Genomic DNA, 11,651 nt, shown 5'->3' with positions numbered 1-11,651 from the left:
TTCAACGAACACCATGTTGTCCATGTTGCGCTGGACCATCTCAATGGCGTGCCAGTCGTTGATGGCATCGCAGCCAGTCAGGGCCGTCAATGATAACGCAAGCAAAAAGGATTGCTGGGTACGGCGGGTGGTCATAGTCATTCCAGTCCATTGAGTGACATTCCATGTACGCGGGTATTCTACCTGTCTGGCTGACAAGGGCCAAGCTTCGACTGGCAGGTAACAAACACGTTGCTTTCGTCCGTTCTGACAAACTGGAAGATCATATGCGCCGATGCTCAGTAGCGGAGAGATATCGAGCAAGGAGTCAGGGGCGGTTGACTGCAAAGGGTATTGATCTAATTCATCTTGGTCTCGCATGAGTGGTATATCAAACAAACATCGCTGCAGTCCGGTAGGCATAATTTCTGTCGAAGCCGGCACCTTTAACGCGAACTGTGTCGGAGACAGGTAGGGATCAAACTTCACCATTTCAATAGGAGCCCATCCGCGTATAATTCCCATAGCCGAAAACAGGTCGTTTTCGGCTATGGACGAAACGATCAAAGGAACTGAGATGAAAACTTTTAAAACCCTGCGTCTTATCTTTACGCTCGTAGGCCTCGGCATGCTGGCCGGCGCCTTTTTCGCATTCCAGAGCACTTCAACCTTTCTTGAAACCGCAACAGCCAAGCCCGGGGTTGTATCTGACCTGATTCGCTCACGGTCCAGTGATTCCAACGCCTATTATCCCATTGTCCGATTTGAGTATGAGTCGGGCAGACCGGTGGAATTTCAGTCCTCAAGCGGCAGCAACCCTGCGAGTTACAGTCGTGGAGAGGAAGTACGTGTACTTTTTGCGCCGGGTGAACCGGAGTCGGCACGTATCGATGATTTCTTCTCGCTTTGGGGCGTGGCCCTTATTGTCGGCGGGATTGGAGCAGCGTTCTTTTTGGTTGGCGCTGGTATGTTTGTGGTGCCTGCCATCAGGAACGGGAGTGCGGCAAAACTGCGCAAAACGGGACAGCTGGTTCAATCCCGCTATCAGGGGGTGGAAAGAAACGAGAGGCTCGTTATGAATGGTAAGAGCCCATATCAGATTGTGTGTCAGTGGCAGAACCCGGTTACTTCAGATATCCACGTATTCAGGAGCGGTAACCTGTGGTTCAATCCCTCAAGCCATATCCTTGGTGATTCGATCCCTGTTTATATCAACCCGACAAACCCCGGGCAGTATTGGGTAGATACCTCCTTTCTGCCAAAATTGGCGTCCTGAAATTGAAGTGGGGAGAGACCATCCATGTCTCTCCCCCCAAGCTCACGCCTCCCGCAACTCCCGAGCTGCAGCCACCATTCCCCTCAACGCCGGAATCACCTCCTCCCACGACCGGGTTTTCAACCCGCAGTCCGGGTTGATCCAGAGCCGCTCGGCGGGGATTCTTTCCGCGGCCTTGTTCATCAGCGACACGATCTGTTCAGTCCCAGGCACGTTGGGCGAGTGAATATCGTAGACACCCGGTCCAATATCATTGGGATATTGGAAGCCCTTGAAAGCATCCAGCAGCTCCATGTCAGACCGGGAGGTTTCAATGGTGATGACATCGGCGTCCATGCGGGCGATGGCTTCGATGATGTCGTTGAATTCCGAATAACACATATGGGTGTGTATCTGAGTGTCGTCCTTCACGCCGTTGGACGTAATTCGGAAGGCTTCGATGGCCCAGTCCAGATAGGTCTGCCAGTCGCTCTGGCGCAAGGGCAGGCCTTCTCGCAGGGCGGCTTCGTCAATCTGGATGATGTTCACGCCAGCCTGTTCCAGATCCAGTACTTCCTTACGGATTGCCAGTGCCAGTTGCAGACAGGTGTCTTTCCGGGGCTGGTCGTCGCGCACGAAAGACCAGTTGAGGATGGTGACCGGGCCGGTGAGCATCCCTTTCAGGGGCTTGTCTGTCAGCGACTGGGCGTAACGGATCCATTCCACGGTCATGGCTTTGGGCCGGGAGATATCGCCGAACAGGATGGGTGGTTTCACGCAGCGGGAACCGTAGGACTGTACCCAGCCGAAGCGGCTGAACACGTAGCCTTCCAGTTGCTCGCCGAAGTACTCCACCATGTCGTTACGTTCCGCCTCGCCGTGGACCAGCACGTCCAGCCCCAACTGTTCCTGTTCCTCAACGCAGTGGCGGATTTCTGCGCGGATTCGCTCGTGATATTCCTCGGGTGCGAGCTCACCCTTACGAAATTTGAGCCGTGTTTGGCGGATATCCTTGGTCTGGGGGAACGAGCCGATAGTGGTTGTGGGGTAGCGTGGCAGCTGCAGGTGGCTTGCCTGGATGGCCGAGCGATGCTTGTAGCTGCTTTTGCGCCGACCCAGCTCAGGGGTGATGGCCGCCACCGCCTTGCGAACCTGTGGGTCCGTCACGCGGGTTGAGTTCCTGCGGCTGAGTATGGCGTCTGCATTGCTCTTCAGTTCCCGGGCCACCGCATTCTGGCCATCGGTAAGTGCCGTGGCCAACAACTGCAGTTCTTCCAGTTTTTGCCGCGCAAAGGCCAGCCAGGAGCGTATTTCCGGGTCCATGGTGGTTTCGTTGTTCAGGTCCACCGGCACATGGAGAAGGGAGCAGGATGGCGCTATCCACAGCCGTTCTTGCAGCTTCTGGTAGACCGGTTCGAGCCAGTCGAGGGTTGTCTGCAGGTCTGTCTTCCAGATATTGCGACCGTCGATCACGCCTAGGGAGAGTACCTTGTGCCCCGGCAGCCAGTCAGTCACGCGGGACACTTCGTCACGGGCGTTTGTTGCATCCAGGTGTAGGCCGGCAACCGGTAGCTCACAGGCCAGTTGCAGGTTTTCCCGCAGTTGGCCGAAGTAGGTGGTCAGAAGCAGTTTTACCGGGCTGGCCTTGAGGTTGTGGTAAGCCAGGTTCAGGGCGTGCCGCCAATCGCCTCCCAGTTCGGTGACCAGGATGGGCTCGTCAATCTGCACCCACTCCGCGCCATTGTCGGCGAGAAGCTGCAACAGCTCCGCATAGACCGGCAGTAAGTCATCCAGCAGGCTGAGCCGGTCTGTATCGTCCTTGGATTTGCCAAGCCAGAGGTAGGTGACAGGGCCGATGATAGCTGGCTTGGCATTGACGCCTACGGCCCTGGCTTCGGCCAGTTGTTCCAGTAAACGTGTGGAATTCAGGCTGAACCGTGTGTCCGCGTCGAATTCCGGGACAATATAGTGGTAGTTGGTGTCGAACCACTTGGTCATTTCACCGGCATGGACGCCACAGCAATCGTTATCAGCCGGGGACCGGCCACGGGCAATGCGGAAGTAGCGGTCCAGTTCGTGGTCATCGGCCTTGCCTGAGCGCTTGGGCAGGTTGCCGAGTGTGGCGCTCATGTCCAGTACCTGGTCGTAGAGCGAGAAGTCGCCGACCGGCGCCAGCGTGAGCGGGCGTTGGTGCCGCCAGTTGCTGGCGCGAAGCCCTGCCGCGGTTTGCTGTAGGTTGTCTTCGCTTAACTCGCCTTTCCAATAGCCCTCAAGGGCAAATTTGAGTTCGCGACGTTGGCCAATTCTGGGAAAGCCTAGGTTATGGGTGGTTACCATGATGAATCTCCTGTCGTCATTCAGGCCTTCAAGGCTAGTGCTGAACTGCCATGAAAAATAATGGTAAAATCTCATGAATCCATGAATTATTTTCAAGTAAGGCCGGCCAATGATAGAACGCAATCATCTGGAGATCGTCCGTGAAGTGGATCGGAGCGGCTCATTGACGGCGGCGGCGGACGCGCTGTGCCTCACCCAGTCTGCCCTCAGTCATGCCATGAAGAAGCTGGAGCAGCAGCTGGGAACGCCCGTGTGGGTGCGTGAAGGCCGTAAACTGCGGCCAACTCAATCCGGGTTGTATTTGCTGTCACTCGCGAATCGTTTGTTGCCGCAGTTCGAGCATGCCGAGGAATTGGTGGGTCAGATTGCCCGAGGGCAGCGGGGCAGTCTGCGAATCGGTATGGAATGTCATCCCTGTTACCAGTGGCTGCTCAAGGTGGTCGGGCCGTATCTTGAGCAATGGCCAGGCGTGGATGTGGATGTGAAGCAGCGTTTCCAGTTTGGCGGTATCGGTGCTTTGTTCGGCTACGATATTGATGTGTTGGTGACGCCGGACCCATTGTACCGCAAGGGGCTCGTGTACGAACCGGTCTTTGATTACGAGCAGGTTCTCGTAGTGCCGAGCGATCACCCACTGGCCTCCAGGCCTTGGGCGGAGCCGTCGGACCTTGAAAGTGAGACCCTTATTACCTATCCGGTCGATGCCGAGCGGCTGGATATTTATACCCGGTTTCTGGTGCCGGCCCACAGCAGCCCGGCCCGGCATAAGACCATTGAAACCACGGACATCATGCTGCAAATGGTCGCGGCAGGGCGGGGGGTATCGGCACTACCCCGTTGGCTGGTGGAAGAGTACGCCCATCAGATGCCGATCAGCCCGGTACGGCTGGGGCGGGAGGGTATTGATAAGCAGATTTTCCTGGGCCTCCGTGAGCGGGATGTGGATGTGGCCTATCTTCAGTCGTTCATGACGATGGCGCGGGAAACGACCTGGGGGCTGGATTGAAGCTAGAATCCGTCGCAACTTTGGTTGAGATGTTCGCGGGGGCGTCGTTCTTCGGTTAAAATGCGCGAAATTATTCATCGGGGACATGTGACCATGAGCGAAACACCCGCAGATCTGAAATACATTGAAACGCACCAGTGGGTGCGTGTGGCCGACGACGGCACCGCAACCGTCGGAATCACGGATTTTGCCCAGGATCAACTGGGGGATATCGTTTTTATCGGTGTTCCGGATGTGGGTTCGACGGTAACTGGTGCTGAAGAGGCGGGTGTTGCCGAGTCGGTAAAATCGGCGTCGGATGTGTTCAGTCCGGTGACCGGTGAGGTGATTGAGGTCAATGAGAGCCTGGAGGATGAGCCTGAGAAGGTGAATGAGGATCCTTATGGCGATGGCTGGTTGTTCCGGGTGCGGTTGGCGGATGCCGGTGAGCTGGATGGCCTGATGGATTCTGTGGCCTATGCGGAGCATGTGGCTGCCGAGGAGTGACCCCGCGGATTGCTTCGGAGTTAGGACCAAGCCGGGAGGGCCTTCCAAAACACGCCTCAAGACGTCCTTGTGCGGCTTGGGCTCCGCCATCCATGGCTCCGCACAGTTTTGGAAAGCCTGCCCAGCTTAATCTCCGAACCTGTGTGCTGGACTCGTCTCGAAAAGCCTTCCTTATATTATTTCTTCAGGCGTTTATTTATGAATTTTCCGGTTTTATACCTCCGCAAAGGCGCAGAGCGCAGGCTCCGGGCTGGTCATCTTTGGGTCTACAGCAATGAAGTGGATACCCATCGCTCCCCGCTGACCGAGTTTGAAGCCGGAGCCCAGGCTGAACTGCGCGCGGCCAACGATAAACCCATGGGAACGGTGTTTGTGAACCCTCATGCTCTGATCTGCGGCCGGCTGATCAGCCGGAATTCCGCCCATGGCATGACGCCGCAACGGCTCACCGAACGGGTTGAGACGGCGCTGGCGTTGCGGGAGCGGTTGTTTGACAAGCCGTTTTATCGCTGGGTGTTTGGCGACAGTGACGGGCTTTCCGGGCTGGTGATTGACCGGTTTGATGATGTGGTAGTGGTTCAGATCTCGACCGCCGGTATGGAGCAGATGAAGGAGTCCGTTGTTCGTGCGGTGCAGCGGTTGGCGCATCCGCGGGCGATTATCCTCAAGAACGACGGTAAGATGCGGAAGGTAGAAGGGCTGGATACTTACGTTGAGCAGGCCCATGGCCCGGAGATTGATCTCCTGCCGGTTGAGGAGAATGGCGTGCGCTTCGAGGTGCCCATGGAAGGGGGGCAGAAAACGGGATGGTTCTATGATCACCGCATGAACCGGCAGCGGCTGCAGGCCTATGCGCCGGGCAAGCGTGTGCTGGATGTGTTCAGTTACGTAGGTGGCTGGGGTATCCAGGCTGCCTGTGCCGGGGCTACGCAGGTGACCTGTGTGGACAGTTCCTCTGGTGCCATCGACTCTGTTCATCACAATGCGAAGATCAATGGCCTTGATAACATCGAGACGATAGAGGGTGATGCCTTCGACGCCCTGAAAGCGCTGTGCGATGAGAAGGAAAAGTTCGACATCGTTGTCCTCGACCCACCGGCACTGATCCCCCGGCGGCGTGACCAGAAGGCTGGGGAAGAGGCTTATGCGCGCCTGAACCAGTTGGGACTTCGGTTGCTTGATCGGGATGGACTACTGGTGTCGGCTTCCTGCTCTATGCATCTGTCCCAAGAGAAGCTGACGGATATTATCCGCAGCAGCGGCCGCAAGATTGACCGGTTTGTTCAATTATTGGAGCAAGGCCATCAAGCGCCGGATCATCCGGTAGTACCGGGGATTCCGGAGACGGACTATATTAAAAGCTGTTTTGTTCGGTCGTTGACTGGGTTTCTTTGAGCTTGGGGGAGGTCAGTCAGCGGGGGCACTACTCCGGGATACGCTGTAAATACGTCCCTGTACGCTCGACAAAAACATCCATGTTTTTGACGCTCCCGGAGTAGCGCCCCCGCTGACTGGCCCAGACAATGGCAGTTAACCTCGAAGGCTCATAATCTTCCAGCCATTCTCTTTCGCCATGTTTTCAAGGGTTGGATCTGGATCGACCGCTACCGGGTTCTCAACTTTGCGTAGCAGAGGCGCGTCGTTGTGAGAGTCGCTGTAGAACCATGCGCCTTCGAGGCTTTCTCCGGTCGATTCGAGCCAGTCATTCAGGCGGGTTACTTTGCCGTCCTGAAAGCTTGGGACGCCTGCAACCTCCCCCGTATAGCGCCCATTGACCATCTCTGGCTCAGTGGCAATCAGGTGATCAATGTCCAACAGTTTAGCCACCGGCTCGGTCACGAACCGGTTGGTGGCGGTGATGATCATCAGCGTGTGGCCATCGGCCCGGTGGCTGTCGAGCAGCTCCTTGGCCTTGGCGAGCATCATAGGCTGGATTTTTTTCGCCACAAACTGTTCGCGCCAGGCCAGCAGCTGTTCCGTGTCATGCCGTGCAAGAGGCTGAAGGGCAAAGCTCAGGTAGCGCATGATGTCCAGCTCGCCATTCAGGTACTCCTCATAGAAGCGGTCGTTTGCCTGCCGGTATTCCTCCGCATCCACAATCGACTCTTCCACCAGGAATTCCCCCCAGGCGTGGTCACTGTCTCCGGCGAGCAGGGTGTTATCGAGATCAAAAATCGCGAGCGTCAACTTGGATACCTCCGGCAAAAACGACGACTGTCACAGGCGCAACAGTCTAGCATGACGCGCCGCCGTCGGCTTCGTTTGCCGAAGCCTTGGGATTCTGTAAGAATGAGAGCAACTTGGATAAATCCGGCCGGTGAATTTTTAATCCGGCCAACCGACTTTTAAGAGGACTGTGCCGTGATCGATTCGGACGGTTTCAGACCCAACGTCGGAATCATTCTGGCCAATCACAGGGGGGAAGTCCTCTGGGCAAGGCGAATAGGGCAGGACTCCTGGCAGTTCCCTCAAGGTGGTATCAAGCACGACGAATCACCGGAAGAGGCCCTTTACAGGGAACTGGCGGAGGAAATTGGTCTCGGTACAGGCGATGTGGAAATCATCAGCTGTACCCGTGGCTGGCTGAGATACCGCCTCCCTCGCAGGATGGTGCGCCACAATTCGCACCCGGTCTGCGTGGGACAAAAACAGAAATGGTTCCTGCTGAGGATGCTTTCGCCGGATGCGCAGGTACGCGTAGACGGCACGGACTCGCCGGAATTCGACGGCTGGCAGTGGGTTAGCTACTGGTACCCGCTTGGGCAGGTCGTCTCGTTCAAACGCGAGGTCTATCGACGTGCGCTGCGAGAGCTCGCGCCGCGACTGTTTTACGACATGGAACAGTGGCGCCAGAGCGAGCCTTCCCGACGCGCGAAGGACACACAGAAATGACGGATTGAACCCGCCATGCTGAGCATACTGCGAAGTCTTGTACAAGAGGTAAACAGTGCCCGCGATTTGCAGGAGGCGCTGGATGTCATTGTTTCGCGGGTGCAGAAAGCCATGGATACCGAGGTTTGCTCGGTTTACCTGCTTGACCCAGCCACAAATCGCTACATATTGATGGCCACGGAAGGCTTGTACCAGCAAGCAGTAGGGCAGGTCAGCCTGGCTTATTCCGAGGGCCTGATTGGTCTGGTTGGCTCCCGGGAGGAGCCTATCAACCTTGAAGATGCTCCATCCCACCCCCGCTATCGTTACTTTCCTGAGACTGGCGAAGAGCGTTTCCGCTCGTTCCTGGGTGTTCCTATCATTCACCATCGCCGGGTTCTTGGTGTTCTTGTTGTTCAGCAACGGGAAAGTTCGCGCTGCTTTGACGAGGGTGAAGAAGCCTTCCTGGTTACCGTTTCGGCTCAATTGGCCGGCGTTATCGCCCACAGCGAGGCAACGGGCGCCATCAGCGGTCTTTCCCTGACCGGTGAAGAAGCGACCGATGTCAGTTTCAGTGGTGTGCCTGGTGCGCCGGGCGTTGCCATTGGCAAGGGTGTGGTGGTGTACCCTGCCGCCGACCTGGACGTAGTGCCTGAGAAGCCCACCGATGATATTGAATTGGAACTGTCGCTGTTTGATGGCGCGGTAACTGCGGTTCGGGAAGATATTGAGCGGGTGGCGGCCCGGCTCGCTTCCCAGCTTCGCCCGGAAGAGCAGGCTCTGTTCGATGTCTATTTGCGTATGCTGGGCGATGACGCAATGCCAGGTGAGGTGGGCAACCGGATCAAGGAAGGTTTCTGGGCTCAGGGCGCGCTGAAACAGGTGGTTCAGCAGTACGTTCGTCACTTTGAAATGATGGACGACCACTACCTGCAGGAGCGGGCTGTCGACATCCGGGATCTCGGCCGCCGTTTGTTGTCTCACTTGCAGGAAGGTGAGCAGAAGGACACGGTCTACCCTGAGAACACGGTCCTGGTCAGTGAAGAACTGACACCGGCCATGCTCGGGGAAGTGCCCAAGGGGCAACTGGTCGGTTTGGTGTCGGTCAAGGGCTCCAGCAACTCCCACGTTGCCATCCTGGCACGTGCCATGGGGGTGCCCACGGTCATGGGGCTGGTAGATATTCCGGTCAACCAACTGGATGGCAAGGACCTGATTGTTGATGGCTTTGAAGGGCAGATTTTTGCGTCACCCTCCTCGGACCTGAGGAACTTCTACCAGGAAATCTGTGACGAGGAAGATGAGTTGGTCAAAGGGCTGGAAGCCCTGCGGGACCTGCCTTGCGAAACCACCGACAACCACCGCGTGTCGCTGCTGGTGAATACCGGTTTGATGACCGATGTGGTGCGCTCTCTGAGCCACGGTGCTGAAGGTATCGGTCTGTACCGCACCGAAGTGCCGTTCATGATCAAGGACCGGTTCCCGTCAGAACAGGAACAGCGCGAATACTACCGCGAGCAACTGGAAGCCTTTGCCCCGAACCCTGTCACCATGCGTACGCTGGACATCGGCGGCGATAAGGCGCTGACGTACTTCCCGATCCAGGAAGAGAACCCGTTTCTGGGTTGGCGCGGTATCCGGGTAACCCTGGATCATCCAGAGATATTCCTGGTTCAGGTGAGGGCGATGCTCAAGGCGAGTGAGGGCCTGAACAATCTGCAGATCATGCTGCCGATGATCAGCAATATCTCAGAAGTGGAAGAATCCCTCCACCTGATCTACCGGGTTTATCATGAGGTCAGGGAGGAAGGTTACAACATCCATATGCCCAAGGTCGGGGTAATGGTGGAGATTCCGGCGGCGGTGTATCAGATTCGCGAGTTGGCGGATCGCGTGGATTTCCTCTCTGTTGGCTCAAACGACCTGACCCAATACCTGCTGGCGGTGGATCGCAACAATCCCAGGGTCGCGCAGCTGTACCATTCCTATCATCCCGCCGTGTTGCAGGCGCTGGTGCGCGTAGCACAGGACGCCCATGCGGTCGGCAAGCCTGTCGGTATCTGCGGTGAACTGGCGGGTGACCCTGGCGGCGCGCTGCTGTTGATGGCGATGGGTTACGATTCGCTCTCCATGAACGCGGCCAGCCTGCCCAAGGTCAAGTCGGTCATTCGCAGTGTTAGCCGCGAATGGTCAGCACAGCTACTGGAAGATGTGCTGTTGCTGGATTCGCCGCACGTTATCAAGAGTTGTGTGGATCTGGCCCTGCGCAATGCCGGATTTGGCCGCTATCTGCGCCCGGGCAAGTCCAGTGCCATTGCCCATGCCGAAAAGGCCCTTTCGTGAAGGCGTATAGCCAATTGGTCCTATATAGGGTGTGTACTCTAAAACTGGCTGCTAATGTTGAAAACAATAGCCAACCGCACCCGCATGGGGATATTGAATGACGGCAACCACAACAGCGATTAAGCCCGAACCTCGCATCGGCCTGGCCCTCGGCGGCGGTGGCCCGTTGGGAGGTATCTACGAAATCGGGGCATTGCGCGCGCTCGATGAGGCGCTGGATGGCCTTGATTTCAATAATATTGATGTTTACGTCGGCGTGAACGCGGGCTCCTTTGTTGCGGCCAATCTGGCCAACCAGATGACCACCGCCCAGTTGTGTCGGATTTTTGTGCGCAATGAAGCGGAAGTGCACCCCTTCCATCCGGAAGTATTCTATCGCCCGGCGTTCCGGGAACTGGGCAGTCGCTTGCTGGCGGTTCCGGGTCTGGTGACGACGGCTGTGCGACGGTTCGTAAATAACCCTTATGACCAGAGCTTGCTGGAAGCGCTGACGATTCTTGCGCAGGCTGCGCCTGCGGGCCTTTTCGATAACGAAGGCCTGCACGAGTATCTGCAGCGGGCCTTTACCATGCTCGGTCGCACCAACGATTTCCGGCAGCTTAAGCGCAGTCTTTATATTGTTGCGGCGGATGTGGAAAGCACTGAGGCGGTCTGCTTTGGTGCCCCCGGTTTTGATCACGTGCCCATATCAAAAGCGATTCAGGCGAGTACCTCGTCTCCGGGTATCTATGTTCCGGTCACCATCGACGGGCGTTACTACGTGGACGGTACTCTGAGAAAGGGGTTGCATGCCTCCGTGGCGTTTGAGGACGGTGCGGATCTGGTTTTCGCGGTCAATCCACAGGTTCCCATTGATGCAAGCTCAGCTGTGCGAGCCGGTACCATGGGGCCGGGCGATCTGACCCGGTCGGGTATGCCAAACCTGCTGTCCCAGATGTTCCGCACTATGGTGTACTCCCGAATGCAATCGGGCATTGCGCAGTACACCCGGGATTACCCGGACAAGGATATTCTGCTGTTCGAGCCGACCCGCGATGATGCCAAGCTGTTCTTCTCCAATGTGTTCAGTTTCCAGTCCCGCCGGATGGTGTGTGAGCACGCCTACCAGATGACGCGGCGTGATCTTCTGAACCGTGCGGACGAGTTGGAGCCTAAACTTGCGAAGTATGGTATTCGTCTGCGTCGGGATCGTCTGGAAGACGAGCAGCGCACCATCAGTACCAGCCTGTACGGTGAGATGCTGCCCCTTTATGTGGCAAAAGGCCGTAAGAAACGGGCTCAGAAAGGAAAGTTGGCAACCGGCTTTGATAATGTGTCGGAGCTGTTCAGTAAGGCCTTGTAGGGGGCGCGAAGAACGCGCGCCCCAATAGGATA

The 11,651-nt window shown here is 56.9% G+C and carries 9 protein-coding genes; 7 read left to right on the top strand and 2 right to left on the bottom strand.

The genetic code is table 11. The annotated features are described in order from the left end of the window. The first annotated feature begins 529 nt into the window (after positions 1–529). The gene (locus AXW11_RS16505; protein WP_081899211.1) at positions 530–1,255 is read left to right on the top strand and encodes a DUF3592 domain-containing protein; all 726 of its coding nucleotides are present in this window, start codon (positions 530–532) and stop codon (positions 1,253–1,255) included. Positions 1,256–1,297: 42 nt separating this feature from the next. Here the strand turns inward: AXW11_RS16505 and metE are convergent, their stop codons facing one another. Beyond that, positions 1,298–3,571, bottom strand: a complete 2,274-nt coding sequence (gene metE, locus AXW11_RS16500) for a 5-methyltetrahydropteroyltriglutamate--homocysteine S-methyltransferase (protein ID WP_091643479.1) — start codon at positions 3,569–3,571, stop codon at positions 1,298–1,300. 109 nt (positions 3,572–3,680) lie between these two features. Between metE and AXW11_RS16495 the strand changes: the two genes are divergently transcribed. The 3 genes from AXW11_RS16495 (at position 3,681) to AXW11_RS16485 (ending at position 6,458) form a co-directional block, all read left to right on the top strand. Beyond that, entirely contained in the window at positions 3,681–4,577 is an 897-nt protein-coding gene (locus tag AXW11_RS16495; protein WP_091643477.1) for a LysR family transcriptional regulator, read from the top strand. Between the two features lie 93 nt (positions 4,578–4,670). Then, a complete protein-coding gene (gene gcvH, locus AXW11_RS16490) occupies positions 4,671–5,063 on the top strand; it encodes a glycine cleavage system protein GcvH (RefSeq protein ID WP_036203540.1) in 393 nt (130 codons plus the stop codon). Between the two features lie 198 nt (positions 5,064–5,261). Continuing rightward, positions 5,262–6,458: a class I SAM-dependent rRNA methyltransferase gene (locus AXW11_RS16485; protein ID WP_091643474.1), complete on the top strand. Its 1,197-nt coding sequence runs from the start codon at positions 5,262–5,264 to the stop codon at positions 6,456–6,458. Positions 6,459–6,593: 135 nt separating this feature from the next. Here AXW11_RS16485 and AXW11_RS16480 read toward each other — a convergent pair whose 3' ends face one another. Then, the gene (locus tag AXW11_RS16480; protein ID WP_091643471.1) at positions 6,594–7,250 is read right to left on the bottom strand and encodes a histidinol-phosphatase; all 657 of its coding nucleotides are present in this window, start codon (positions 7,248–7,250) and stop codon (positions 6,594–6,596) included. Between the two features lie 174 nt (positions 7,251–7,424). Here AXW11_RS16480 and AXW11_RS16475 point away from each other — a divergent pair, with 174 nt between their 5' ends. The 3 genes from AXW11_RS16475 to AXW11_RS16465 all read left to right on the top strand — a co-directional run bounded on the left by AXW11_RS16475 (position 7,425) and on the right by AXW11_RS16465 (position 11,619). After that, positions 7,425–7,955 (top strand): RNA pyrophosphohydrolase, encoded by a 531-nt coding sequence (locus AXW11_RS16475; RefSeq protein WP_091643469.1) that lies wholly within the window; start codon positions 7,425–7,427, stop codon positions 7,953–7,955. A gap of 15 nt (positions 7,956–7,970) precedes the next feature. Then, positions 7,971–10,277, top strand: coding sequence for a phosphoenolpyruvate--protein phosphotransferase (gene ptsP, locus AXW11_RS16470; RefSeq protein ID WP_036203552.1), 2,307 nt, complete (start codon positions 7,971–7,973; stop codon positions 10,275–10,277). A gap of 97 nt (positions 10,278–10,374) precedes the next feature. Then, a complete protein-coding gene (locus tag AXW11_RS16465) occupies positions 10,375–11,619 on the top strand; it encodes a patatin-like phospholipase family protein (protein ID WP_036203555.1) in 1,245 nt (414 codons plus the stop codon). Positions 11,620–11,651: the final 32 nt, after the last annotated feature.

Source organism: Marinobacter sp. Hex_13, assembly GCF_001566815.1.
Classification (GTDB): Bacteria; Pseudomonadota; Gammaproteobacteria; order Pseudomonadales; family Oleiphilaceae; genus Marinobacter; species Marinobacter salarius.
The sequence above is the reverse complement of the archived record's forward strand: the minus strand, read 5'-3'. Positions and strand labels throughout refer to the sequence as shown.